23 protein-coding genes are annotated in these 25,236 nt (G+C 72.1%); 10 read left to right on the plus strand and 13 right to left on the minus strand.

The features are described 5' to 3' along the window. Positions 1 to 7: 7 nt before the first annotated feature. The 5 genes from FJ694_RS03330 to FJ694_RS03350 form a co-directional block, all read right to left on the minus strand. Positions 8 to 1,234: an ABC transporter substrate-binding protein gene (locus tag FJ694_RS03330; RefSeq protein ID WP_157264309.1), complete on the minus strand. Its 1,227-nt coding sequence runs from the start codon at positions 1,232 to 1,234 to the stop codon at positions 8 to 10. A gap of 34 nt (positions 1,235 to 1,268) precedes the next feature. Then, a complete protein-coding gene (locus tag FJ694_RS03335; protein WP_157264310.1) occupies positions 1,269 to 1,982 on the minus strand; it encodes an ABC transporter ATP-binding protein in 714 nt (237 codons plus the stop codon). After that, a complete protein-coding gene (locus tag FJ694_RS03340) occupies positions 1,975 to 2,799 on the minus strand; it encodes an ABC transporter ATP-binding protein (protein WP_232539881.1) in 825 nt (274 codons plus the stop codon). Before FJ694_RS03340 ends, FJ694_RS03335 begins: the two co-directional genes overlap by 8 nt. A gap of 106 nt (positions 2,800 to 2,905) precedes the next feature. Continuing rightward, positions 2,906 to 3,112 carry a hypothetical protein gene (locus tag FJ694_RS03345; RefSeq protein WP_157264311.1) on the minus strand — a complete coding sequence of 69 codons (207 nt, stop codon included), beginning with the start codon at positions 3,110 to 3,112 and terminating at the stop codon, positions 2,906 to 2,908. Between the two features lie 133 nt (positions 3,113 to 3,245). After that, a complete protein-coding gene (locus tag FJ694_RS03350; RefSeq protein WP_157264312.1) occupies positions 3,246 to 4,097 on the minus strand; it encodes an oxidoreductase in 852 nt (283 codons plus the stop codon). A gap of 123 nt (positions 4,098 to 4,220) precedes the next feature. On the opposite strand from FJ694_RS03350, the gene FJ694_RS03355 reads away from it, so the two are divergent. From FJ694_RS03355 to FJ694_RS03385, 7 genes are all read left to right on the plus strand, one after another. Then, on the plus strand, positions 4,221 to 5,123 hold the full coding sequence (locus FJ694_RS03355; RefSeq protein WP_157264313.1) for a LysR family transcriptional regulator: 903 nt from the start codon (positions 4,221 to 4,223) through the stop codon (positions 5,121 to 5,123). 151 nt (positions 5,124 to 5,274) lie between these two features. Beyond that, on the plus strand, positions 5,275 to 5,628 hold the full coding sequence (locus tag FJ694_RS03360; RefSeq protein WP_157264314.1) for a Zn-ribbon domain-containing OB-fold protein: 354 nt from the start codon (positions 5,275 to 5,277) through the stop codon (positions 5,626 to 5,628). Positions 5,629 to 5,649: 21 nt separating this feature from the next. Continuing rightward, positions 5,650 to 6,795, plus strand: a complete 1,146-nt coding sequence (locus FJ694_RS03365) for a thiolase family protein (RefSeq protein WP_157264315.1) — start codon at positions 5,650 to 5,652, stop codon at positions 6,793 to 6,795. Between the two features lie 2 nt (positions 6,796 to 6,797). Further along, entirely contained in the window at positions 6,798 to 7,562 is a 765-nt protein-coding gene (locus FJ694_RS03370; RefSeq protein WP_157264316.1) for an SDR family oxidoreductase, read from the plus strand. A gap of 11 nt (positions 7,563 to 7,573) precedes the next feature. Beyond that, a complete protein-coding gene (locus FJ694_RS03375; protein ID WP_157264317.1) occupies positions 7,574 to 8,377 on the plus strand; it encodes an enoyl-CoA hydratase/isomerase family protein in 804 nt (267 codons plus the stop codon). A 26-nt stretch (positions 8,378 to 8,403) separates the two neighbouring features. Continuing rightward, complete coding sequence (locus FJ694_RS03380) at positions 8,404 to 9,399, plus strand: tripartite tricarboxylate transporter substrate binding protein (RefSeq protein WP_157264318.1); 996 nt, start codon at positions 8,404 to 8,406, stop codon at positions 9,397 to 9,399. Between the two features lie 42 nt (positions 9,400 to 9,441). After that, complete coding sequence (locus FJ694_RS03385; RefSeq protein WP_157264319.1) at positions 9,442 to 10,692, plus strand: CaiB/BaiF CoA transferase family protein; 1,251 nt, start codon at positions 9,442 to 9,444, stop codon at positions 10,690 to 10,692. Here FJ694_RS03385 and gcvA read toward each other — a convergent pair. Continuing rightward, entirely contained in the window at positions 10,655 to 11,548 is an 894-nt protein-coding gene (gene gcvA, locus FJ694_RS03390) for a transcriptional regulator GcvA (RefSeq protein WP_157264430.1), read from the minus strand. The two genes, FJ694_RS03385 and gcvA, sit on opposite strands and share 38 nt — an antisense overlap. Before the next feature lie 749 nt (positions 11,549 to 12,297). On the opposite strand from gcvA, the gene FJ694_RS03395 reads away from it, so the two are divergent. Genes FJ694_RS03395 through FJ694_RS03405 form a run of 3 tightly spaced genes read left to right on the plus strand, consistent with a single transcriptional unit; the run spans position 12,298 to position 15,624 of the window. After that, a complete protein-coding gene (locus FJ694_RS03395) occupies positions 12,298 to 13,080 on the plus strand; it encodes a methyltransferase domain-containing protein (protein ID WP_157264320.1) in 783 nt (260 codons plus the stop codon). Then, positions 13,077 to 13,619, plus strand: coding sequence for a hypothetical protein (locus FJ694_RS03400; protein WP_157264321.1), 543 nt, complete (start codon positions 13,077 to 13,079; stop codon positions 13,617 to 13,619). The genes FJ694_RS03395 and FJ694_RS03400 overlap by 4 nt, the downstream gene beginning before the upstream one ends. A gap of 13 nt (positions 13,620 to 13,632) precedes the next feature. Beyond that, positions 13,633 to 15,624: an ATP-binding protein gene (locus FJ694_RS03405; RefSeq protein WP_157264322.1), complete on the plus strand. Its 1,992-nt coding sequence runs from the start codon at positions 13,633 to 13,635 to the stop codon at positions 15,622 to 15,624. Here FJ694_RS03405 and FJ694_RS03410 read toward each other — a convergent pair. The 7 genes from FJ694_RS03410 to FJ694_RS03440 form a co-directional block, all read right to left on the minus strand. Continuing rightward, a complete protein-coding gene (locus tag FJ694_RS03410) occupies positions 15,599 to 16,531 on the minus strand; it encodes a methyltransferase domain-containing protein (protein ID WP_157264323.1) in 933 nt (310 codons plus the stop codon). The two genes, FJ694_RS03405 and FJ694_RS03410, sit on opposite strands and share 26 nt — an antisense overlap. A gap of 62 nt (positions 16,532 to 16,593) precedes the next feature. Next, positions 16,594 to 17,568, minus strand: coding sequence for a tripartite tricarboxylate transporter substrate binding protein (locus tag FJ694_RS03415; protein WP_157264324.1), 975 nt, complete (start codon positions 17,566 to 17,568; stop codon positions 16,594 to 16,596). Next, positions 17,561 to 19,513: an acetate--CoA ligase family protein gene (locus FJ694_RS03420; RefSeq protein WP_157264325.1), complete on the minus strand. Its 1,953-nt coding sequence runs from the start codon at positions 19,511 to 19,513 to the stop codon at positions 17,561 to 17,563. The genes FJ694_RS03415 and FJ694_RS03420 overlap by 8 nt, the downstream gene beginning before the upstream one ends. A 37-nt stretch (positions 19,514 to 19,550) precedes the next feature. Further along, positions 19,551 to 20,285 (minus strand): hypothetical protein, encoded by a 735-nt coding sequence (locus FJ694_RS03425; protein WP_157264326.1) that lies wholly within the window; start codon positions 20,283 to 20,285, stop codon positions 19,551 to 19,553. Positions 20,286 to 20,371: 86 nt separating this feature from the next. Further along, positions 20,372 to 21,568, minus strand: coding sequence for an HlyD family type I secretion periplasmic adaptor subunit (locus FJ694_RS03430; RefSeq protein ID WP_157264327.1), 1,197 nt, complete (start codon positions 21,566 to 21,568; stop codon positions 20,372 to 20,374). Then, a complete protein-coding gene (locus FJ694_RS03435) occupies positions 21,565 to 23,820 on the minus strand; it encodes an ATP-binding cassette domain-containing protein (RefSeq protein ID WP_157264328.1) in 2,256 nt (751 codons plus the stop codon). Before FJ694_RS03435 ends, FJ694_RS03430 begins: the two co-directional genes overlap by 4 nt. Further along, the gene (locus FJ694_RS03440; protein WP_157264329.1) at positions 23,799 to 25,172 is read right to left on the minus strand and encodes a TolC family protein; all 1,374 of its coding nucleotides are present in this window, start codon (positions 25,170 to 25,172) and stop codon (positions 23,799 to 23,801) included. Before FJ694_RS03440 ends, FJ694_RS03435 begins: the two co-directional genes overlap by 22 nt. Between the last annotated feature and the right edge of the window lie 64 nt (positions 25,173 to 25,236).

The following is a 25,236-nucleotide window of genomic DNA, read 5'->3' on the forward strand; positions in this document are numbered from 1 at the left end:
TTCCGGCTCAGGGCTTGAGCAGCGGGCAACGGCTGCCCTGCAGCGGCGCGAAAGCCTCGTCGCCGGGGATGGTCGAAACCACGTTGAACACGTCCCAGGCGCGCTTCGATTCGGCCGGCTTCTTGACCTGCACGACGTAGAGGTCCTTTACCAGCATGCCGTCGGCGCGCACCCGGGCGTTGCGGGCGTAGAAGTCGCTGATCGGCGTTGCACGGAGCTTGTCCACGACGCTTTTTGCATCGTCGGTCCCGGCGGCGGCCACGGCCTTGAGGTAGTTGGCCGTTGCCGAGTAGTCGGCCGCGTGCACCTCGGTGGGCATCTTGCCTGCGCGCTTGAAGAAGCGCTCGGCCCACTCGCGGCTGGCGTCGTCGCGGTCCCAGTAGAAGCTGGCGGTGGTGTAGAGGCCCTGTGCCACGGGCAGGCCCATGCCGTTGACGTCGGTCTCGTAGATCTTCATCGCCACCAGCGACTGCTTGCCGCCGCGCGTGAGGCCAAACTCGTTGGCCGACTTGATCGCGTTGATGGTGTCGCCACCGGCGTTGGCCAAGCCGATGAGCTTGGCGCCCGAAGCCTGGGCTTGCAGCAGGAAGGAGGAGAAGTCGGACGCGTTGAGCGGATGCCGGGAGGAGCCGACCACCCTGCCGCCGCCGGCCTTGATGGCCTCGCCAGCCTCGCGCTCCATGGTGTGGCCGAAGGTGTAGTCGGCCGTCAGGAAGTACCAACTGTCCGCGCCGCGCTTGACCAGCATCCGCGGCGTGCTGGTGAGCGCCGTCGTGTTGACCTGGTAATGGATGGTGTAGGGCGCGCACTGCTCCTGCGTGAGCAGCGAGGTGTAAGCCGCGGTCACGATGACGACACGTCCCTTCTGGCGGCCTACCTCGTTGACGGCCAGCGCCGTGCCGGACGACACCAGGCCGACGATGGCATCGACCTTCCTGCTGTCGAACCATTCGCGCGCCTTGGCCGAAGCGACGTCGGTCTTGTTCTGATGGTCGGCGACAACTACTTCAACCGGCTTGCCGAGCACCTTGCCGCCGAAGTCCTCGACGGCCATTTTCACGGCCTCGACCGAGCCCTTGCCGGAGAAGTCGGAGTACAGCGACGCCATGTCCGTCATCACGCCGATCCTCACGACGTCGTCGGACGGGCCGCGCGTCTGTGCATGCAGGCAGGGCGCCGCCCCGGCCAGCGCGAGTGCGCATGCGGCAAGCCGCGTGGGTGCATCGATCTTCATGGGCTGTCTCCTTGGGTATGGACTGGGGTGGGGGTCAGACACCGAGGTATTCGCGGAAAACGCCGTCCCGGCGGGCCACTTCGTCGCGCGCGATGTCGGCCACGATGCGGCCGTGCTCCATCAGCAGATGCCGATCGGCCAGCGGCGCGGCGAAGTGCAAGTTCTGCTCGACGAGGACGATCGTGTAGCGCCGTCGCCGCAGCTCGGTAATGGCATCGGCGAGCGTCTGCACGATCACCGGCGCAAGGCCTTCCGAGATCTCGTCGAGCAGCAGCACGCGTGCGCCGGTGCGCAGGATGCGAGCCAGCGCAAGCATCTGCTGCTCGCCGCCGGACAGGCGCGTGCCGGGGCTGCCGCGGCGTTCCCACAGGTTCGGGAACATGGCGTAGATCTCGTCCAGCGGCATACCGCCCTCAGCCAGCATCGGCAGCAGCGTGAGGTTCTCCTCGCAGCTCAGGCCGGCGAAGATGCCTCGCTCTTCGGGGCAGTAGCCCAGGCCAAGCGCGGCGATGCGGTGCGTGGGCAGCGCGATGGTTTCGTGGCCCTTGAAGCGCACGGAGCCCGAGCGGCGATCTGTGAGGCCGAGGATGGCGCGCAGCGTGGTGGTGCGTCCGGCTCCGTTGCGGCCGAGCAGCGTCACCACCTCGCCCTCGTGCACCTTGAAGTCCACGCCGTGCAGCACGTGCGATTCGCCATAGTGCGCATGCAGGCGCTGCACGCTCAGCACTTCGGTTGCGTCGTCAGCCATGCTGGCTCCCCAGGTTGTCGCAGCGCTTGCCCATGTAGGCTTCGATGACCGCCGGATTGCGCGAAACCTCGTCGTACGACCCCTCGGCAATGATCTGGCCGCGCTGGAGCACGCTGATGGTGTCGGCGATGCGCGAGACGACGGCCATGTTGTGCTCGACCATCAGCACCGTTCGGTCGGCAGCGACCCGCTGGATCAGCTCGGTCACCATGCCGACGTCCTCGTGCCCCATGCCTTGCGTGGGCTCGTCCAGCAGCAGCAGCTTCGGCTCCAGCGCCAGCGTGGTGGCCAGCTCCAGCGCGCGCTTGCGTCCGTAGGGCAGCTGCGCGGCCGTCGCGTGCGCAAGGCTGGCGAGGCCGACGGCGTCGAGCAGTTCCATTGCGCGCGGGTCCAGCCGCCGCAGCGTGCGGGCCGGCTTCCAGAACGCAAAGGTCGCGCCAAGGCGGTGCTGCAGTGCGATGCGAACGTTCTGCAGCAGCGTCAGGTGGGGGAACGTGGCGGAGATCTGGAACGAACGTACCAAGCCATTGCGTGCGAGCCGGGCCGGGGATTCGTGCGTCACGTCCTCGCCCTCGAAGTGGATCGAGCCGCTGGTAGGCTTCAGGAACTTCGTCAACAAGTTGAAGAAGGTGGACTTGCCGGCGCCGTTGGGGCCGATGAGCGCGTGGATCGAGCCCCGGCGCACTTTGAAGTCGACCTCGTCGACAGCGACGAAGCCGAGAAATGCCTTGCTCAGTCCACGTGCTTCGAGGATGAAGTCTGGCCCGACCAAACGTGGGCTCACTGTCGCCATAACCTGTTCTTGCCGTGTGTTCATGCGAACCTCGTCCGTTGCATGAGGCGCATGGTTCTCCATGCGCCTACCCGCGGACAATCGACTTTTTCTGCGGACTGGTTTGAGAAAAAATCAACCTGGCCGAGCATCAGCATTGGCATACCACGGGCGTGGAGGTGTCGCGTCCCATCAGCGCGCGTGCAAACAGGTAGCTGTTCAGGGCCCGCTCGCTCAGCGCATCCATGTCGACGCGGCCTTGGGCGTCACAGGGGAAGGCAAAGCAGCGTTCCGGGTTGACCAAGTGCTGGAAACGCAACTCGTACGCGGGCGACGATTGGGGGTTTGAAGACGTCATGGCCTGCTCCTGATTGACTCGACGACAACTCCTGTCCCCCTGAATCTAGGTACGGGCTCGGCGTCCCTCAAACGAGTTCCTCGCGCGCCAGCGTTGCGGAAAGCTCAAGCCGGCGCGCCTGCGCAAGGCGTCATCAGGCTGCGTCGTCGTGGTCGGTCGAAACGGCCACGTGCCGCCATGCGTTCAGCTCGGCTTCGACGAAGCGGTGCTTCTCGCCGATGCGCGCCACGGTGTCCGAACCCAAGGGCAGCCGCACCGGCGGCTGGGCGGCGTCAGCGAGCTGGAGCAGCGCCTGCGACAGCTTCTTCGGATCGCCGGGCTGCTGGTGGTTGGCTGAGGCCATGGCGCTGCGCATCACGCCGACGCTGGCTGCGTAGTCGCCGATCTCGCGCCGGGTACGCACCAGCGAGGCGTCGTCCAGGAAGTCGGTGCGGAAGAAGCCCGGCTCGACCACCGTGGCATGCAGGCCCAGCGGCGCAAGCTCCTGGGCCAGCGCCTCGGTCAGTCCTTCCACGGCGAACTTGGTGGCACCGTAGACGCCCCAGCCCGTGTAGGCGCCGTAGCCGCCGATGGAGGAGATGTTGACGACGTGCCCGCGGCCCGCTCGGCGCATGTGCGGCAGCACCGCGCGGGTCACGTTCAGCAGCCCGAAGACGTTGGTGGCGAACTGGCGCTCGACTTCCTGCGCGCTGGCCTCCTCGACGGCGCCGAGCAGGCCGTAGCCGGCGTTGTTGAGCAGCACGTCGATGCGGCCGAAGCGGGCCACTGCCGCCGCGGCGGCGGCCACGGCTTGCGCCTCGTCGGTGACGTCGAGCGCCACGGCCAGCAGCCGCTCGTGCTCGCCGAGCGCGCCTGTGACGGCCTCGGGCTTGCGGGCGGTGGCGACCACGGCGTCGCCGCGCCGCAGCGCGTCGCGCGCCACTTCCAGGCCGAAGCCGCGGGACGCACCGGTGATGAACCAGACCTTGTTGGACGAGGTGGACATGGCGTTTCCTTTCGTGAGGGGTGGGGGGTGTGCGGTGAGCACGAGGGCAAATCTAGGTGGCGGCATTGCCGCCTGCTAGGCCGATAATTGGCAACTGATCCACAACCCCAGGTTGCCAATGCCATGGACGATCTGAAGGCGCTTTCGACTTTCGCCCGCGTGGTGGAGCTGGGCAGCTTCAGGCGCGCGGCCATCGAGCTGGGCGTGGCGCCCCAGGCCACCAGCAAGCTTGTCGCCGCGCTGGAGGGGCGACTCGGCGTGCGGCTGCTGCACCGCACGACGCGTCAGCTGCAGCTCACCGAGGAGGGCGCGCGGCTGCTGGCGCAAGTCACGCCGGCGCTGTCCGTGATCCGCACCGCCATGGAGGGCACGCGCTCGGCGCGCGGCGAGGTCGGCGGCACGCTGCGCGTGACCGCGCCGCGCTCGGTGGGACAGCACCTGGTGCTGCCGCTGATCGGGCCGTTCATGGAACTGCACCCGGCACTGCGAGTGGACCTGGAACTGGAGGACCGCCACACGGACATCACGGCCGCGCAGATCGACGTGGGCTTCCGCATGGGCGCAGGCGTGGAGCGCAACGTCGTGGTGCGGCGCCTGATGGACCTGCAGCACTGGATCTGCGCCGCGCCGGCCTACCTCGAGCGCCACGGCCGCCCCAAGACGTGGGACGACCTGTCCCGGCACCGCTGCACGGGCTTTCGTTACGTCAGCACCGGCAGGCGTGCGCCCTGGGAATACCAGGAAGCGGGCAACACCGTCCACACCGATCTGCCCGCGCAGTTCGAGACCAACGACGTGGATGCCGAGGTGGCTGCGGTGCTCGGGGGGATCGGCATCGGGCAACTGCCCAGCTACCTGGCCGCGCCGCTGGTGGCGCAGGGGCTGCTGGTGCGCCTGCTGGCGCGCCACACCACCGAGCGTTTCGGTCTGTACGTCTACTACGCCCAGCGTGCGCACCTGCCGCCCCGGGCTCGGCTGTTCATCGATTTCGCGGTGGAGCGGCTGCAGGCGCGCGACCGCGGCTGAACACTGGGTGCCGCAGCGCAGACGCTGCCTTCGCTTGCGTTTACCTCAAGCGAACACGCCGCATTTCTCGTTTGTGTAGATCCCCCTCGTGCACGAAAACTTGCAGCACTGCAGTCGCAGCAAGTTCTGAGTTCTCTACCAAGGAGACATCGTGTCTGAACCCTCTTATCCCCTGTGGCGCAACGCGCCCGAGCCCGCGCTGCTGGCCTCCCGCGACCATGATTCCGGCGAGTTGGTCTTCCCGGTATTGAGCGCTGACTCCCCGATGGCGCCGCTCCACGAGACTGTGCCCGTGGCTGCCGTGGGGGAGGTCTACAGCTTCACCGTCATCCACCCCAGCCCCAGGAGCGGCGAGGCGCCCTACGCGCTGGGCTACGTGGACCTGCCCGGCCCGCTGCGCGTCTTCGGCCGCCTCAACGGCCAGGCTCGCCCGGCCATCGGCGAGCGCTACGCCGCCCGCCCCGACGAACGCTTCGGCTACGTCTTCGAAGCCGTGCAGGCCTGACGCCACGCGAGGAAACACACCATGCAAGAGATCTACATCCACGGCGGCGCGATGACGCGCTTCGGCAAGCACCCGGGCGTACTCGCCCCGGAGCTGGCGCAGCAGGCGATCCTCAAAGCGCTGGAGGACACGGGCGTGTCCCGCGGCGAGATCCAGGCCGTCTATTGCGCCAACGTGCTGGGCGGCATGATCCTGGGCCAGCTCGTCGTGCGCGACCTGGGGCTCAAGGGAATCCCCGTCTACAACGTCGAGAACGCCTGCGCCAGCGGCGCAACGGCCGTGCACCTGGCGCGCCATGCGTTGCTGGCGCAACAGTACGACACCGTGCTGGTGCTGGGCATCGAGCAGCTCACGGCGCTGGGCGGTGGCACCATCCCGTTGCAGCGCAACGACCACAAGACCGAGCTGTACGCCAGGGCCGGCATGGTGCTGCCGGCGGTGTACGCGATGCGCGGCACGCGCTTCCTGCACGAGCGCGGTGCCACGCCCGCAGACCTTGCCGCCGTCGCGGTGAAGAACCGTCGCCACGGCGCGCTCAACGAGTACGCGCAGCAGCGCAGCGAGACCACGCTGGAGGAAGTGCTGGCCTCGCGCATGATCGCCGACCCGCTGACGCTGCTGCAGTGCTGTCCCTCGCAGGTGGACGGCGCCGCGGCGGTGGTGCTGGGCACGCGCCGGCGCGGCGAGCGCCGGCCGGTGAAGGTGCTGGCCTCGTCCGTGGTGTCGGGCCTGCGCGAGGAGGCGCGCGACGACATCCTGGACGCCGAGATCACGGCCCGCGCCGCGCGCCAGGCCTACGAGCAGGCCGGCGTGAGCCCGGGCGACGTGAACGTGGTGGAGCTGCACGACGCCTTCACCATTGCCGAACTGCTGTACTACGAAGCACTGGGCCTGGCCCGGCGCGGCGAGGCGGTGCCGCTGCTGCACTCCGGCGCCACGGCGCTGGGCGGCCGCGTGCCGGTCAACCCCAGCGGCGGGCTGTTGGCCAAGGGCCACCCGCTGGGCGCCACGGGGGTGGCGCAGATGGTGGAGATCCTGTGGCAGCTGCAGGGGCGTGCCGGCGCGCGCCAGGTGCCGGGCGCCCGGATTGGCCTGACGCAGTGCACCGGCGGCGGCATCGCCGGCGTGGACCACGCGGCCTCCTCCGTGCACCTGCTGGGAGTCTGACCATGGGCAGCCACCGATTCGAAGCCGGCCAGGTGGCCGTCGTCACGGGTGCCGCCCGCGGCATCGGCCTGGGGATCGCACGGCGCCTGGCGTGCGAAGGGCTCACCGTCGCCCTGCTGGATCGGGACGCCGCGGCGCTGCAGGAAGCGGTTGCTGCGCTCGCCGCGCAGGATCTCGATGTTCTGGGCGCCACGGCGGACCTCACCGACTCGGCCGCCGTCGATGCCGCCATGGCGCAGGTCGTCGCCAAGGCCGGCCGCATCGACCACCTGGTCAACAACGCCGGCGCCGTGCGCGACATGCGCTTCCTGAAGATGCGCGACGAGGATTGGGACTTCGTCATCGACACCAACCTGCGCTCGCAGTTCCTGTGCTGCCGCGCCGTGCTGCCGGGCATGGTCGAGCGCGGCTTCGGGCGCATCGTCAACCTCTCGTCGCGCGCCTGGCTGGGCGGCTTCGGGCAGGCCAACTACTCGGCGGCCAAGGGTGGCGTGGTCAGCCTCACGCGCTCGCTGGCCATCGAGTTCGCGGCCAAGGGCGTCACGGTCAACGCAGTGGCGCCGGGCATCGTGGACACGCCGCTGTTCCGCAACTTCGCGCCGGAAGTGCAGGCGCGGCTGCAGGCCTCGGTGCCGGTGCAGCGCATCGGCACGGCCGAGGACATCGCCAACGCCGTGGCCTTCTTCCTGGACCCTGCCGCGTCCTATGTCACGGGGCAGGTGCTGTACGTGTGCGGCGGGCGCAGCCTGTCCTCGCCCAGCGTGTGAGGGGAGCGGCCATGAACGTCCGATTCGAGACCATCGGCCCCGTCGCGGTGCTGACCATCGCCCGCCCCGAAGCGCTCAATGCGCTGAACGTCGAGGCGCTGCGCGAACTGCGCGCGCACCTGGCCGCGGTGCGGGACCGCGACGACCTGCGCGTGGCCGTGCTCACGGGGGAGGGCGGCAAGGCCTTCTGCGCGGGTGCCGACCTCAAGGGCACGCAAGGCTCGCCGGCCACCTACCCGGAAGCGGTGTTCCAGAGCCCCGAGCGCGCCGCGGACCTGGGCCTGTACATCCGGCTCATGGACCTGTCGGACCTGAGCCTGTGGAAGCCGCTGATCGCGGCCGTCAACGGCCACTGCCTGGGCGCCGGGCTGGAGATTGCGCTGCAGTGCGACCTGCGCCTGGCTTCCAGCAACGCCAGTTTCGGGCTGCCGGAGGCGAGGGTGGGCTCGATCCCGGCCGTGTCCGGGCTGCACCGGCTGCTGCGCGCCGTGCCGTCGGCCCACGCGCTGCAGATGGCGCTCACGGGCGAGCGCGTGGCCGCGGACGAAGCCTGGCGCATCGGCCTGGTCAGCGAGATGCTGGAGCCCGAGGCGCTGCGCGGGCGCGCCCTGGCGCTGGCGCAGGCCATCGCCGCCAACGCGCCGCTGGCGGTACAGGCCGTCAAGCGGCTGTCGCGCCAGACGCCGCACCTGAGCGACGCCGATGCCCAGCAGCTCACCGAGCTGACCTGGGGCGTGCTGCGCGACACGGCGGACCGCCTGGAGGGGCGCAAGGCTTTCGCCGAGAAGCGCGCGCCCGTCTATACCGGCCGCTGAGGCCGCACGAGATGAAGGAGACAAGCATGACCACCACGACACTGCGTCGCCGCACCGTCCTGGCCGCCGCCGCGGCCTGCCTGGGAGCGTCCCTGGCGCTGCCGGCCCTGGGCCAGGCGGCTTTTCCGAAGCTCAAGCCCATCACTCTCGTCGTGCCTTTCTCGCCCGGTGGCGGCAACGACATCCTGGCGCGCGCCGTCGCGCCCAGGCTGGGGCAGCTGCTGGGGCAGACCATCGTCATCGAGAACAAGCCCGGCGCCGGCGGCAACCTCGGCACGGAGCTCGTGGCTCGGTCCGAGCCCGACGGCTATACCCTCGTCGTCGCTTCCAGCCAGGTGACGATGAACCCTTTCCTGGGCATGAAGGTGCCGTTTCGCATCGAGCGCGACTTCGAGCCCGTGGGCCTCATGGCCTCGGTGCCCATGGTGCTGGTGAGCCACCCGGAGCAGCCTTACAGGACGCTGCAGGAGTTCATGGCCTACTCCCGTGCTAACCCCGGCAGGCTGAGCTACAGCAGCCCCGGCAACGGGACGCCGCAGCACCTGGCGGGCGAGGTGTTTGCCAAGCTCAACCAGACGGAGATGCTGCACGTGCCCTACCGCGGCACGGGCCTGTCGATCACGGACCTGATCGCCGGGCAGGTGCAGGTGTCATTCGCCACGCTGGCCTCGGTGTCGCAGCACGTCCAGTCCGGCAAGGTGCGCGCGCTGGGCATCGCGGGCCAGAAGCGCACTTCGCTCATGCCGGAGCTGCCCACCTTCGGCGATGCCGGCCTGAAGAACTACGACGCCAGCCTCTGGTACAGCCTGCTGGCGCCGGCAAGGACGCCGCCGGAGGTGGTGGCCCGGCTCAACGAGGCGATGGTCCAGGCGCTCAACGACCCGGCCGTGGCGAAGCAGCTGGCGCAGCAGGGCTTCGAGACGCAGACCTCGACACCTGCGGAGCTCAGGGCCTTCATCGGCACGGAGCTCAAGCGCTGGGAGCGCGTCATCGCCGACAACCGGATCAAGGTGGCGCCATGAAGCCCAGGACACGGCACGACACCCCCATGAAGGAGCCTCGACATGTTGCGTAATGCACTCGACGGGCTGACCGTCATCGACTTCACGCAGATTGGCGCCGGCCCGACCTGCACCATGCTGCTGGCCGACATGGGCGCACGCGTGATCAAGGTCGAGCCGCCGGGAGGAGAGCTCGGCCGCGGCCTGGGGCCCGGCTGGATCGGCGACGACGCCGCGTTGTTCCACGGCTTCAACCGCAACAAGCTGGGCGTGGCGCTGGACCTCAAGAGTGACGCGGGGCGGGCGGTGGCGCGGCGCCTCGTTGCCGGCGCGGACGTGGTGGTCGAGAGCATGCGCCCTGGTGTGATGGCGCGCCTGGGCCTGGGCGCCGAGCAACTGCTGCAGGCGCATCCGGCGCTCATCTACTGCTCGATCTCGGCCTATGGCCAGTCCGGCCCCTGTGCGGAACATGCCGGCGTGGACGGCATCATCCAGGCGGACTCGGGGCTGATGGGGCTGATCGGCCTGGAGGGTTCGGAGCCGTGCAAGGTGCAGGCCCCGGTGGTGGACGTAATGACGGGCTACGTGGCGGCCATGGCGGTGTTGGCCAAGCTGGCACAGCGCACGCGCGACGGGCAGGGCGGTCACCTGGACGTGAACCTGCTGAACTGCGCGCTGGCGCTGCAGCAGTCCTCGCTCACGAGCTGGCTGGCCGATGGCGCGCTGCCCGAGAGGGTCGGCAGTGCCGCGCCCTATTCGGCGCCGAACCAGGCGTTCCAGACGCGGGACGGCTGGGTGATGGTGGCGGCCTACATGCCCGAGCGCTGGCAGCGCCTGTGTGAGCTGCTGGGCCTGCCGCACCTGGCCACCGATGCACGCTTTGCCACCTCGCCGCTGCGCGTGGCGCATCGGCAAGCCCTGGTGCCTCTGCTCACCGACGCGTTCCGCACGCGCGGCACCGACGAGTGGCTGACGCTGTTGGGTGCCGCCGACATCCTTTGCGCCCGCGTGGCCAGCTACGAGGACGTGGCGCGCCATCCCCAGGTCGCCGCCAACGGCATGCTGGCCGAAGTGAGGCATGCGCGGCATGGCGGCATCAGGCAGCCCGGCTTCCCGGTCAACAGCGCCCAGGCCAACGCGCAGGCGCATCGCGCCGCGCCCGCGCTCGGCCAGGACACGCGGCAGGTGTTGAAGGACTGCGGCTTCAGCGACGCGGACATCGAGGCGCTGCACTGCGCGCAGGTGGTGCACTGCGCCGAGCCCGCCGGCACGGCGCTCAAACAGCCTGGAACTGCTCCAGCAGCCACAGCCTGAACCGCTTCATGTCGGGCGACTCCTCGCGGTGCGCAGGCGTGAGCAGGTAATACGTGAAGTCGCCCATGTCCAGGGCCTTCTTGAACGGCGTGACGAGCCGGCCTTCCTGCAGGTCCTTCTCGACCAGGAAGCGCTGCGCGATGGCCACGCCTTGGCCTTCGACCGCTGCCGCGTAGCTCATCGCCGAGCTTTCGTAGGTCATGCCGGCCCGGGCATCGATCTGCTCGCCCACGCCGGCCGCCTCCAGCCAATAGCCCCAGTCATCCGGCCGCGCGCTGCTGTGCAGCAGCGTGTGGTGGGCCAGGTCCGCAGGGCGCCTGAGCTTCGGGCCGGCGCCGAGCAGCGCGGGACTGGCCACGGGCACCAGGACGTTGTCCACCAGGCGGATGGCGTGGGCGCCGGGCCAGTTGCCGTCGCCCAGGCGGATCGCGCCGTCGATGTCCTCGTTGCGGAAGTCCACCGGCTCCAGCGAAGCCTTGAGCAGCACCTCGACGTCGGGATGCGCGGCATGGAAGCCCGAGAGCCGCGGGATCAGCCAGCGCATGGCAAAGGTGGTGTAGGCGCGGATCTTGAGCTGCTTGCGCTGGCGCCTGCGCTGGAGCTTGCGCGTGCCCTCGCGCAGCACCTCGATGGCGCGCGTGACGGCGCGGAAGTAGTCCTGCCCTTGACGGGTGAGCGTGACGTTGCGATGGCCGCGGGTGAAGAGCTGGACGCCCAGGGCATCTTCGAGCGTCTTGATCTGGCGGCTGACTGCGCCGGGCGTCACGTGCAGCTCATCGGCCGCCAGCGTGATGCTCATGTGGCGCGCGGCCGCCTCGAAGGCGCGGATGGCATTTAGCGGCGGCAGGCGGTCCATGGCCGTGACGGTAGGCGTGAAGGGGGGCGGGATCAATCGAGACAGCCACTACGCGTGCCGCCGCCCCGCCCCGCCGTGCCAGCACGGCACGGCGGGGCGGGGCCGTATCGGGCTCGGCCAGGACGAGCCGTGACTGTTTCCTCGACCACACGAGGACGGGCTACCCGGCGGCAAAACACAAAGCTCTTGGCTCAACTGGGGCAATTCGCAAGGTGCCGTCGCGGATAAATTGGGCCGATTGAAGTTATCAGCAGCCAAGTATGGTGATGTTGTCGACAGAGTGAGATGCACTGCCCGTGGGCAGCGCGCGTCGTGGTTATGCCGGCGCATATCACCACGCTCCTCTGCCCGCCACGGCTTGCTCCAGTCGGCAGCGTCCGTGCGTGCCTACCGAAACTGTTCTAAACGTACTTGAAACGCAGCCTCGGAACGGCAGTGGAGGCACTGCCTTTCTGCTCCAGGCCATCAGCGGTCTGTCAGTCGGACCGAAATGCGGAATTGGTTGGCACTAGCGCCGGGAAGCTCCCTGCAGTCGGCGCCCGACTTGGCCGGGTGGGCGTTACCTTCGCTGCCCATCCGTAGCAGGCACCCGGTCCGGTAATCCATCCGGAATTGCTGCCGCCCTGCGCTCCGTGCTTTTTGATCTGAAAGGTTTTCCCGCCATGTCTCTCTCAGCGGCGACCACGCAACACTCCCAGGCTGCCGTCTGGTGCGCCCATGCCCGGCAATGGCAGCAGTTGGGCTCACCTATGCGTCCGGGACCGGAGGACGGTCGCAACCTCCTGGCGCTGGCCGGCCCAGTGCTCGCCGCGCGCGCGCCGCTTCCGGCACGGCTGCTGGTGCTGGGTGTCACGCCTCAGGTGGTGCAGCAGCCGTGGCCAGCCCACGTCAGCCTTTTGGCGCTGGACCAAAGCGCCGAGATCATTGCCTCGGTGTGGCAGCCGCACCCTGACCGCGCGTCTCAGGTACGGCAGGCAGCGTGGGAAGACACCGGGTTGCCGGCGGCCTCCGTGGACCTGGTGGCCGGTGACGGCAGCCTGAATGCCCTGGGCAGCGCAACGCAGTGGCGACAGGTCCTTGGCGAACTGGCGCGCGTGCTCAAGCCCGGTGGCGCGTTGGTGCTGCGCTGCTACGTACGCCCCGATCGTACGGAGACATTGCCCGAGGTGGCGGATGCGGCATTGGGCGGGCGCATTGGCAGCTTCCACGTGCTCAAGTGGCGCCTGGCGATGGCGCAGGCCGGCACCGACGGCGGCATCGCCGTCGCGGACATCCTCAGCGCCTTCGACCGCCTCTTTCCCGACCGCGGCAAGCTGCAACGGCGCACGGGCTGGCCTGCCGAGTCCATCGCCACCATCGACGCCTACGCTGCCATGGCTACCCGCTACACCTTTCCGACGCTGCAGCAGCTGGCCGAGCGCGCCGCGCCGGCCTTTCGCATGACGGCACTGCGCCATGGCAGCTACGAGCTGGCCGAGCGCTGCCCGACCGTGCTGCTGGAGGGCCAGGCCGCGTCGGCGCCAAAACCGTGAGCGCGGCCGCGTGCGTGCCCGCGCACGACTACCAGACTCATTTCGACCGCCGCGGCGGCGCCTGCGAGCGCGCGATGCGCACCCAGCCCGGCGCGCAAGCCGCCGAGTTTGCGCAAGTGCTCGCGCGTGCCGCGCTGGCCTCGGGCATGGTGGTGGCCGACGTGCCCGCCGGCGGCGGCTACCTGTCCGACGTGGCCGAGGCCTCGGCCGTGGCCTGCTTCCTGGACGGCTTTGTAGGCCGCTGCAACAGCACCGGCCACCAAGGCAGGTTCCTGGGCCAGCACACGCTGCGGGCGCTGCGCGAGACGGGCTGGGACACGCAGTCGCACGAGCACGTGTCCTTTCATTGGGCCTTCGACGACCGGGCTGCGCGGGACGGGTTCTGCCGCGACCTGTTCGACCTGTGCCGCTGTGCGCCCGGCGAGGCGGCCAGGGCTGCCGAGGCGATGCTGGGCACGGAGCGCCTGCCCGATGGCCGCTTGGGCCTGCGCTGGCAGCTCATGACCATCGTTGCGCGGCGCCTGCCCGCATGCTCCTGAAGGACGTTCCGCCATGCATTCCGACTTGCCTGACCTGCCCGGCGCGCCGGCCGGCCCCGTGCGCGGCGTGGCCGCCAGCGGCCGCCTGCCGGCCGGCGCCGGCCTGGTGCCGGGTTTCCTGTGGGGCCTGCGCCATCCGGCGCTGCTGGTGCCGCTGCCCGCGGCGCTGGCCGACGATGGTGCGGGCGCCGCACCACTGGCCGCAGCGCTGGAGGCGGTGCTGCAGGCCGCCGCAGCGACCGCAGCCGATGAGCCCACACCCACAGCCGCGCCGCCGACGGTGGTCCAGGCGCTGCTACAGGGCGTGCACCGTCTGCAGCGCGCGGCCGGGCAGCCCGTGTTCGAGTGCGGGCGGCTGGTGGCGCACGCGCCGCGGTCCGACCGGGTCTGGGTGGCGTTGACCACCCCCGTGCCCGGGTTGGCTGGTGCTGGGCAGGCGCTGGCGTGGATGCTGTCGCTGCACGCGGCGCTGGTGCATGGCGGCGACGTCGCCGCCGTGCAGGGCCAGCTGCCCGCGCTGCTGCGGCGTCTCGCGCAGGCCGCGTTCTCGTCGTCCAACGTGCCCCGCTTTCTGCGCGCCGCCTTCGACGCCGGGCTGCCTTGCTCGGTGGTGGCCGGAGCGGTGCTGCAATTCGGTCAGGGCGCGCGTTCGTGCTGGCTGGACAGCTCCTACTCCGACCGCACGCCGCTGCTGGCGGCGCGGCTGGCACGCGACAAGCAGCAGGCCGCCGTGGTGCTGCGCCGCGCCGGCGTGCCGGTGCCGGCGCACGAGGCCGTGTCCGACGTGGAGGCGGCGCTGCGCGCGGCGCAGCGCCTGGGCTGGCCGGTGGTGGTCAAGCCGCTGGACTGCGATGGCGGCGTGGGCGTGGCCGCGGGGCTGCATACGCCCCAGGAGGTACGCGAGGCTTTCGCGCAGGCGCGGCGCCATTCGCGCCGCGTGCTGGTAGAGCGCCATTTCCATGGCCGCGACTACCGGCTGGTGGTGGTACAGGGGCGGCTGTTGTGGGCGATCGAGCGCGTGCCCGGCGGTGTCAGCGGCGACGGCCGCCACACGGTGCGCGAACTGCTGACGCAGCTCAACGCCGACCCGCGTCGCGGCAGTGGTCCGCACGCGCCGCTGCGCCAGCTGACGCTGGACGCCGAGGCGCAGGTGCTGCTGGCACGCGCCGGGCTGAGCGAGGACAGCGTGCTGCCCGCGGGCCGCTTCCTGGCGCTGCGCCGCGCCGCCAACGTCGCCTCCGGCGGCACGCCGGTGGCGGCTTTCGACCGCGTGCACCCCGACAACCGCCGCCTGGCCGAGCGTGCGGCCGACGCGCTGGGCCTGGACCTGGCGGGCGTGGACCTGCTCATTCCCGACATCGCCCGCTCCTGGCTGGACAGCGGGGCGGCCGTGTGCGAGGTCAACGGCCAGCCTAACTTGGGCTACACCACCTCCGCGCACCTGTACGGCGAGATCCTGCAGCGGCTCCTGCCACGGGGCGGGCGCATACCGGTGGCAGTGGTGTTGGGCGGCGGTGCCGACGGGGCGCTGGCGCAGTCGGCCGCGGCCGAGCTGCGGCGCAGCGGACTGGTCGCGGGATGGGCCACGGCTGGTGGCGCGTGTGTGGGCGGCGAGCGCGTGGCCGCAGGCCCCCTGGACGCACTCGAAGGCAGCCGGCTGCTGGCAGGCGACCGTGGCGTGCAGGCCGCGCTGCTGTGCCTGGACGACGCCACGTTCCTGCGCACCGGGCTGGCCTTCGACCGCATCGACGCGCTCGTGCTGGCCGGCGACGGGCTGGACGCGCAGCGGCCCGGGCTGTTGCGCCAGGCGCTGGCCGCACTGGCGCCTGCGTGCCGGGGACCGCTGCTGGTGCTGCCCGGCGCTGCCCGCACGGCGCTCGGCCGGCTGGACGCAGCCGTGCAGGCCTCGGCGCAGCCGGTGGCCGCCGGCGAGGCCGCGGCGCGGCTGGCGCAGCGGCTGCTGCGGGCCGAGGCGGCGCTTACGCCGCCGGCCGGCCCAGCGTGACGAAGACGTAGGGCGAGCCGTCGGCCAGCGTCGGTCCGCCAGGCGTGCCCGGTGCCGCGGCGGATTCGCCGCCCACGGCCTCGCACTGCAGCCACTGCAGGCCCGCGCCCTGCGCCAGCGCGCGCAGCGTGTCGGCGCCGTCCAGCGGATACGGCCGCCGGTGCCCGGCATAGGCCCGCGCCGCGTCCATGGCCGTCCCGCTGTCCAGTGCCGCCTGCGCCGGCAGCCCCGGCACCCGCGCGGCCACCGCATCGGCCAAGCGCTGCAGCGCCGTTTCCGTCTGCGCCAGCGGCTGCGCTGGCAGTCCCGGGCGCAGCCGGTTGGAGAACATCAGGCATCCGCCGGGGCGCAGCAGCGCCGCCAGCCGCGCGAACAGCGCGGGCCGCTGCGCAGGGCTGAAGTAGCCCAGCAGGCTGCTCGTCACTACCAGGTCGTAGCCCTGTGGCGCCTCGTGCGCCAGCAAGTCGGCACACACCGTCTGTACCACCAGCCCCGTGCGCCGCGCGTACCACTCGTTGAGGCGCAGCGGCGTGGGGCACAGGTCCAGCACGTGCAGCTGCGGCATCGCACCCGCGCCGCCGTGGAAGGCTGCCGCCACGTGCGCCAGCATCGAGTAGTCCGCCGTGCCCGACACGAGCACGCGCCGCGCCGCCACGCCACCGTCGGTGCCAGCGCCGGCCCAGCGCCGCGCCAGATCCGACATCGCGCGCAGGTAGCGTTGCGGATGGCCCCCCAGCGTCGCACCCAGCCCCATGAGGCGCAGGTGCTGCCAGAAGCCATGGTAGTGGTCGCAGCCGCCGCCGGGCGCGTGCGCGCAGTGCCGGGCGGCCCAGGCGCGCGCCAGCGGCGCCGACAGCGCCAGGGGCTCCTCGAAGGCGGGAGGCAGGCAGGACGGTTCGGTGGTCATGGCGTGGCTGCCGCGACCCCGGGGGGCGGCGGTGCATGCAGGAGTGGAGGGGCGGGCGGCGCTCAGAACGGGGCCAGCCGGGCCGCCAGCGAGGCGAAGTGGCGCCGCTCCGCATCGATGAGCGCGGCAAAGGGTGCGCCGTCAAGGTAGGCGCCCTGGAGCTGGCTGCGCTCGCGCAGCAGGCGCTGTACCGGCTCGTGGTCCAGAGCGGCGCGCAGGTGCAACCGCATCTGCTGCAGCGCAGTCGCGGGCACTTCGCGCCGCGCGAACAGGCCGAACCAGTTGCGCGCCTCGAAGCCGGGCAGCGTTTCGGCCAGCGCCGGCACGTCGGGCAGCGTGGCCAGCCGGCGCGGGGCCGTGGTGGCCAGCATGCGCAGCTGCCCGCTGGCCACCAATTCCAGCGCCGAGGTGCCGGCCAACATCACGCGCACATCGCCGGCCATGAGGCCCTGCAGCGCCGCGGTGTTGCTGCGGTAGGGAACGTGCAGCAGTCGCAGGCCCAGCCGCGCGGCCAGTTGCTCCATCGCCAGGTGGTGCAGCGTGCCCACGCCGCCGCTGCCAAAGGCCAGCGGCTGGGCCGCCGCACGGGCCGCGCGCGCGAAGTCCTCGACGCCCTGCAGTCCCGCGTCGGCGCGGGCCAGCAGGAAGGACGGGCTGCTGGCCAGCCGCGCCACCGCGGCCAGGCCGTCGAGCGGATCGGCCGGGCGCGGGTAAAAGCTGGGATTGATCGTGAGCAGGCTCTCCGGGCACAGCAGCCAATGGTTGCCGTTGGCCGGGGCCGCCAGCAGCCGGCGCCGCGCCAGTTCGCCGCCGGCGCCGTCCACGTTGAGCACCACCACGTCGCGGCGTGCGAGCTGCTGCAGCTGCGGCGCCAGCGTGCGTGCGAGCAGGTCGCCCGACCCGCCCGGGCGCAGCGACACGATCAGCTCCAGCGGCTCCGGGCCGGAACTGCCGCTGAATGCATGTCCTGGGGCGCACCGCAGCCCACCCAGCAGCGCGGCAGCGCCCAGCTGCAGCAGTCGTCGGCGATCAGTCATGGCAAGTCTCCTCAAGGCAGCGTGCAGCGCGCGCGATGCAGGCCGCGGTATCGGACTCGAACAGCAGGCGTGGCGCGCTCCCGGTGCCGAAGCCCGCCGGCAGCAGGCCGCGCATCGCCTGGGGCAGCACCACCACGCCGCGGGCATGCGGCAGCACCAGGCGCAGCGCCTCGCGCACCGCGCCCTCCGGCAGCGCCGGCGGCGGCGGGGTCAGCAGCAGCACGTCGCAGCGGTCCATCGGCAGCCCGGTGCGCTGCAGCGGCCCCCAGGGCAGGGCCAGCACCGCCGCGTCCACGCCGCGGTGCGCCAGCACGGCCTGCCCGGCGTCGAAGGCGCTGTCCAGGCGGCCGGCCACCGGCACGCCGCCCACGTGCACGCCCAGCGCGCTGGCGCAGCCCAGCACGCCGGCACGGGGCAGCGGCGGCAGCGCCGCAGCCAGGGCCCCGGCCAGGGCCGGCGCGCCCAGCGCCAAAAGCACCGGAATGCGGCCACCGCGCGGCACCAGCCGCCGCAGCAGCTCGGCGTACACGTGCGGCGATGTGCTGGAGCCGATCTGCGGCTGGCTGTTGACGTCGCAAACCACCGCCCCGGACTCCAGCCAGGAGGTGGAGATGTCGGGGATCAGCAGGTCGATGCCGGCCAGGTCCAGCTGCAGCGCCGCAGCCACTTCCACCGCCAGGCGCCGGTTGTCGGGATGCACCGCCTCGGGCGGCACCAGCGCGATGCTGCCGCCGGCCGAGACGTTGGCGCGGCGGCGCAGCGCGACGTAGCGCCCGGGGGCCGGCACGCTTTGCGGCGTCAGCCCGGCCTGCGCCAGCAGGCCCAGCGCTTCCTCGTCCAGCGCCAGCAGCTCGCCGCGGCCGCGCTCGCGGCTGCGCCGCTGCAACTCCGCGCCGCGCTGCGCCAGCGCCACGAGCTGCGCCACGTTCTGCACGCCATCGCCCTCCACGCCGCCAGGGCGGCGCACCGTGGTCTTGAGCAGCTCGCCCTGGAACACCGTCATGCGGTGGTCGCTGCCGTCGAAGTGCTTTTCCACCAGCACCCGCGCGGAGTGCGCGCGCGCGGCGGCGAAGGCCGCGCGCAACGACTCCTCGTCGCACAGCCCGGCGGCGACGCCACGGCCCTGGTCGGTGTCCGCCGGCTTGACCACCACCGGCCAGCCCAGCCGCCGCGCCACGCGCAGCGCCGCGTCGGCGTCGGCCGCCAGCGCGTGCACGGGCGCGGGTAGACCGCGCTGGCGCAGCACCTGCGCGGTCTGCACCTTGTCCTGTGCCAGCCGCGTGCCGATGGCGGGGGTGCGCTCGGTGAAGCTGCTGTCGAGCCAGCAGGCGTGCCGCCCGTCGCCGAAGCGGTGCACGTTGCCGGCCACCGGCGTCACGGGCAGGTCCAGCTGGGCCGCCGCGGCCAGGAAGCGGTGCGTGTTGATGCCGCCGGCGCGGTCGGCTTGCAGTTGCTCGCGCAACCGCTCCAGGCTTTCCGGCCGGGGCGCGGCGCCGGCCAAGGCGGCCTGCAGCGCGCCCGCCACCCAGGCCAGCGTGGCGGCGGCGGCCCTGGGCGTCGCGCAGGGCAGTGCCGCTTCCACGCGCTGCGGCGCCGACGCCTCGGCCGGCGGCCCGGGCAGCCAGGCGCTGGCGTTGCCGTGCACCGGCAGCAGGGCCTGGCGCTGCAGCGCGCAACTCCAGAAGAGCAGCCGCTGCGCCAGCGCCAGCGCGGCGGGCGTGTGCGGCGGCAGCGGCAGCGGTCCGGGCAGGGCCGTCGCGGCGGCCAGGCCCGCGTCCAGCGCGGCGACGTCCAGTCCCCGCGGCAGCGGCGCCACCACCAGGCCGCCGCGCAGCACCGGCTGGCGGCTGCCGTAGGCCCGGCCGGGCAGCGCCTGCCACTGCGGGTCCAGGCGCAGCAGCGCCGCGGCGGGAGCGGCCGCCTGCACGGTAGGGGTTGTTGTCATGGGCATGGGGCCGTGGCGGCGTCGGGCGCGGGAGCGGTCAGAACTCGTGCGCGCCGGTGTGCGAGAGCCGGTGGCGCAGGTTGGCGAAGACCTTGCCGCCCAGGTCGCGCCAGCGCCGGCAGAAGGCGTAGTCCTCGGAGAGGTAGCGGCGCGAGTCCGGCTCGATCATGGTCTCGAACAGGCCCACGCAGTGCTCGGGGCGCACGTGCTCCAGGTAGCCCGCGACGTCGTTGACGTAGCCCAGCTCGGCGCGGTAGTGGTCGCGCATGCGCTCCAGCACGTGGCGCTGGATCAGCATGAAGCCTGTGCCCAGCGCCTGCACCTCCTGCCAGCCCCGGGGCAGTCCGGCGGGCTGGTCGTCGCTGCGCAGCAGCGTGTAGTTCATGGCGCGCGCGCGCAGCGCCGCGGGCTTGAGCGGGTTGCCGTCCGGACCGGGCTCGGTGGCCAGCCGCGCCACGCGGTCCCACTGGTAGCCCTTGGTGGGATAGGGCGTGCCGCACACGTCGTAGCCGGCATCCACCAGGTCCAGCAGCGCGCGCGGGCGCCAGCCGATGTCGGCGTCGATGAACATCAGCGCGTCGCAGTTCGAGCCCAGGAAGGCGGCCACGAGGTTGTTGCGCGCGCGCGTGATCAGCGACTCGTTGCTGAAGGTTGACAGCACCATCGCGTGCCCGGCATCGCGCAGCGCGTCCTGGCTGGCGAGGATCGACTTCAGGTAGGACTCGTTGACGACCCGGCCGTAGCAGGGCGTGCAGATCATGACGCGGCTCATGGGAATGCCTTTCGTGCGGGCCCTGCGCGGGCCCGGCAAGTCAGTGGATGCGGCCGGAGGCCGGCGGCGAAGGGCGGCGCGGCGCCTCAGCGCTCGCCGAAGGCCTCGGAGAAGGTCTTGACCACGGGCTTGAGCAGGAACTCCAGTACCGTGCGGCGCCCGGTGCGGATGTCAATGGTGGCGGTCATGCCGGGAATGACGTCCAGGCTGCGGCCGGTGTGCGTGGCCGCCGGCGAGGGCGTGGCCACGTGCACGCGGTAGTAGGTGCTGCCCGGTGTGTCCGGGCGCTGCCCTTCCTCGCGCATGCTGTCGGCGCCGACGTAGGCGACCTGGCCGTGCACCGCGCCGTACACCGTGTAGTCGTAGGCGTCGAACTTGATCATCGACTCCAGCCCCGGGCGTACCTGCGCGATGTCGCGCGGCGCGACCTTGGCCTCCACAATCATGCGGTCGTCCACCGGCACGATGCTCAGCAGCTCGTCGCCGGGCTTGAGCACCGCGCCCAGCGTCGTGAAGCGCACGTTCTTGACGATGCCGTCCATGGGCGAGGCCACCACCACGTTGTCGAGCTGGCGCCGGCGCTGCGTGGCCTGCTCCTGGATCTGCTGGAGTTCGTCGCGCGCCTTGGCCAGCTCGGCGCTGGCGTCCTGCACGTACTGGTTGCGGCGGCTGTCCACCTTGGCCTGCGCCTCCGAGACCATGCGCGTGGCGCGCAGCAGCTCCATGCGGTTGGAGTCGCCGTCGGCCAGCAGCTTCTCCGTGATCGCCAGCTCTTCGCGCGCCGTGCGCACGATGCCTGTGAGCGTGGCCAGGTCCGTCTGCAGGTTGGCGCGCCGGCCAGCGAACAGCAGGTCCTGATCGCGCATGAGTTCGGGGAAGCCCCGCACTTCGGCCGGGTAGCTCACCGAGGCCGCGCCGGCGAGCTCCGCACGCAGGCGCGCCATGCTCGCCAGCAGCGAGGCGCGCTTGGCGCTCGTGGCGTCGAGCTCGGACTTGCTGCGCGTCTCGTCGAAACGCGCCAGCACCTGTCCCTTGCGCACCCGGTCGCCCTCGGCCACGCCCAGCTGGGCCAGCACGCCGCCATCGACGGACTGGATCACCTGCACGCGGCGGCTGGCAATGACGGTGGCCTGCGCGCGCACGACCTCGTCCACCTCGGAGACGGCCGACCAGGCCACCAGGGCGCCCAGCGTCAGCGTCACCAGCCAGATCAGTGCCGAGCCCAGCAGCGAGCCGCGGCGGCGGGCCGCCGGAGCGGTGGCGTTCGTGAAGTCGTCGTTCATGACAGCGCGGGAGCGGAAGTGGAGACGGCGGTGGCGGCCCGGGCCGCCGCGGTGGTGGGGGAGGCCGAGGCCGCAGCGGCCGGCGCGGTCGCCGGGCCAGCGGCTGCGCGGGAGCGCTGCAGCAGCGCGGCGCGGTCGCCGTCGGCCACCACGCGGCCGCGCTGCATGACGATGGCGCGGCGGCACAGTGAGGCCGCGCCCGGGCGGTGCGTGGCCACCACCAGCACGTCGCGCTCGCCCAGCACCTGTTCCAGCGCCTGGTACATGCGTTGTTCGGTGGCGGGGTCCAGCGCGCTGCTGGGCTCGTCGAGCAGCCAAATGCGCGGGCGTCGCGCCATGGCGCGCGCCACGCCACAGAGTTGGCGCTGGCCCACCGACAGCCCGCTGCCGCCCTCGGCGATGGGGCGGTCCAGCCCGCGCGGGTGGTCCGACAGCAGTCCGTCCAGGCCCAGCGCGCGCACCGCCTCCAGCAGCTGCTGGTCCGGCACCAGCGCGCCCAGGCACAGGTTCTCGCGCAGCGTGCCGCGGAACATCTGCACTTCCTGGGGCAGCAGCGCCACGGCGCGGCGCAGCACGTCCGGGTCCACGAGCGTGATGTCCAGCCCGCCCATGAGCACCCGGCCGGCGCTGGGCCGGTACAGCCCGGCGAGCACGCGCAGCAGCGTGGACTTGCCCGAGCCCGGCGGGCCCACCAGCACCACGCGCTCGCCCTCGGCCAGCGTGAGCGCGCCGATGTCGAGCTGCGGCACCGGTGCCTCGTCGTAGTTGAAGCGCAGGCCCTCCAGCCGCAGCTCCGCGCCCAGCGCCTGCGGGCGCAGCAGCCGCACGCTCGGGTCGCGCTCGGCGGGCAGGCTCAGCACCGCGTTGACCGCCCTGAGCGCCAGCGCCGCGGCGTGGCCCTGCGTGAGCAGGTGGATGCCGCTGGAGATCGGGCCGACCACGCGCCCGCCCAGCATCGTCACGGCGATGAGACCGCCCACGGTCAGGCTGCCTTCCTGGATCAGGTACACCCCGAACACGATCACGGCCAGGTACGACACGCTGGACAGGCTCACGGCCAGCGACGACGTCAGGGCGTTGGTGGCGCGCTGGCGGCGCGCGTGCTCCGAGACGTCGCGCGTGAGAGCGCGCCAGCGCTCGGCGAAGCGCCACGTCGCGCCCAGCGCCTTGATGGTCTCGCTGCCGGCGATGGACTCCACCAGCAGCCCGTTGCGCGCGTGCACGCCCGCCTGCTGTTGCGCTGCCAGGCGCCGCACGCCCGCCTGAGCCAGCAGCCCCGCTACCAGCGCCAGCGCCGCCGCGGCCACGTACACCCACGCCAGCGGCCCGCCGATGCAGGCGATGACGACGATGAAGACCAGTGCAAAGGGAATCTCCGCCAGCGTGAACAGCACGCTGGAGGTGAAGAAGGCGCGCGCGGCCTCCAGGCCGCCAACCTGCGCCGCGAGCGTGCCGACCGCGCGCGGCCGGGCGTCCAGCCGCACGTCGCCCAGCACGCGGAACACCTCGGACGACACCTCCTCGTCGATGTCGCAGGCAATTCGGTCAAGCATGCGCGCGCGCACCACGCGCAGCACGAAGTCGAAGGCCAGCAGCAGCCCCACGATGCCCACCAGCGCCCACAGCGTGGACAGCGCGAAGGACGGCACCACGCGGTCGTATACCTGCTGCGAGAACAGCCCCGTGGCCACGGCCAGCACGCTGGTGAGCAGCGAGGCCAGGGCCACCTCCGCCAGCAGGCGGCGGCGCTGGCGCAGCGCACTGCCCAGCAGCGCGCGCGCGGGCTGCGCCTCGTCGCCGTCGGCCGCGGCAGCGGCCGCCCCGGCACGCGGGCGCAGCCACAGCGCTGCGGCCTGCGCGACGTCCTGGCGAGAGAGTTCCAGCAGCGCGCCGTCGCCCGCATCCAGCACCACGTGCTCGCCGCGCTGCTCTACCAGCACCCAGGTGCGGCCGTCGTGCTCGACAAGAGCGGGCAGGTGCTGCGGCTGCAGCGCGTGGCCGAGGGTGCCGGCCAGCTCGAAGCCGTAGAGGCCCAGCTTGTTGAGCGCGCCGTCGAGCCGGCGCAGCGTCTCGCGTCCCTGGCCGAATCGCGGCTCGCCCGTGGCCTTCAGCGCGTGGCGCGTGGCCTCCAGCTCCACGGCACGGCCCAGCAGGCCCAGCAGCCGCTGCAGCGCCGCCGCGCCCAGCGCCGTGCCGCCGGGGGCGGCGTCCGTTGCGGCCGCGGGGTCGCTCACGGGTTGGTTTCGATCCATGGGGACAGTGCTCCGGTGTTGCCCATCAGGCGCAGCGCGCCCTGCGCGTGCTGAGTGCGGGCGCGCGACAGCGCCACGCGCGTGTCCAGCACCTCGCGGAAGATGTTGAGAACCTCGATCCAGGTACGCCGCCCGGCCTCGAACTGGCGCATGTAGGAATCGGCCGTGTACTGCAGCGACTCGATCTGCGGCACCAGCCCGGCGATCTGGCGCCGCGCCGACTGCTCCTCGGTGAGGTGCGCGCGCGCGCGCAGCCGGATCTCCTGCTCGGCCACACGCGCCTGGTCCTGCGCGGTGGTGATGCGGCTTTGCGCGGCCTGGATCGACGACAGCGACCCCAGGCCGGCCTCGGGCGTGAAGCTCAGCGCCAGCATCGCGCGGGTGTCGCCCGGCACGCCGCCCGCGGTGCCGTCCTGGCGCTCCAGGCGCAGCGACAGCCGCGGCAGCGACTCGCCGCGGCGCACCGCCGCGGCCGCCTGCGCCGCCTCGATGTCGGCCTCGCGCTGCGCGGCCACGTTGGATCGGGCCAGGTACTCGGCCTCGGCGCTGTCGGCGTCGCGCAGCGCCGAGGCGGGCACCTCCAGGGCCTGCGGCGCACCCGCGACCGGGCCCACGACAAGGGCTCGCAGCTCCGAGCGCGAGCGCTCGAGTTCGGCCGCCAGTTGCTCGCGCTGCACGCCCACCGACGCCAGCCGGGCCTGTGCTGCCGACACGTCGGACTTGGCCGCGGCACCGGCCTGCTCGCGCCGCTCGACGTAGGCCAGCAGCCGCTCGAACACGGCGCGCCCGTCGTCGGCGATGCGCAGCCGCTCCTGTGCCCCGGACCAGCCCAGGTACGCCACGGCCGTCTGCTCCTCGGTGTTGCGGCGGGCCTCGGACTCACCCAGCCGCGCCGCAGCTTCCTGTGCACGGGCCAGGTCGATGGCGCCGGAGATGCGCCCGCCGCTCCACAGGGGCTGGTCCAAGCGCAGCAGCCGCGAGTTCGAGCCCGACTGTGAGGACGACCGGCCCGGTACGACCTCGGCCGACAGCGTGGGATAGCGTGCCCACTCCGCGCCTTCGCGCAGGTAGCCCGCGGTGACGCGCTCGGAACCGGCTGCGGCCACTGCAGGGCTGCGCGCCAGCGCATCGGCCACGGCGGCGCGCAGCGTGTAGACGCCGGCCAGGCTCGAAGCGGTGACGGTGATGCGGACCGGCGCCGGTGTGTCGGCCTGGGTTTGGGCCTGGGTTTGGGCCTGGGCCGGCATGCCGGCCCAGGCCCAGGCCAGCGCCACCAGGCCCAGCACCGCGGCCGCTCGCGGCGGCTTGCCGCCGCAGCCAGCCTTTGTACTACTCGATGACAACAACTTCATGGGGCGCCAGGGCCGGGGGCAGGGCATTTGCAGGAGCCGCCCGGCCGCAGTTCGCGGCGCAGTG

The sequence above is a fragment of the Azohydromonas aeria genome, from assembly GCF_009760915.1.
GTDB lineage: Bacteria > Pseudomonadota > Gammaproteobacteria > Burkholderiales > Burkholderiaceae_C > Azohydromonas > Azohydromonas aeria.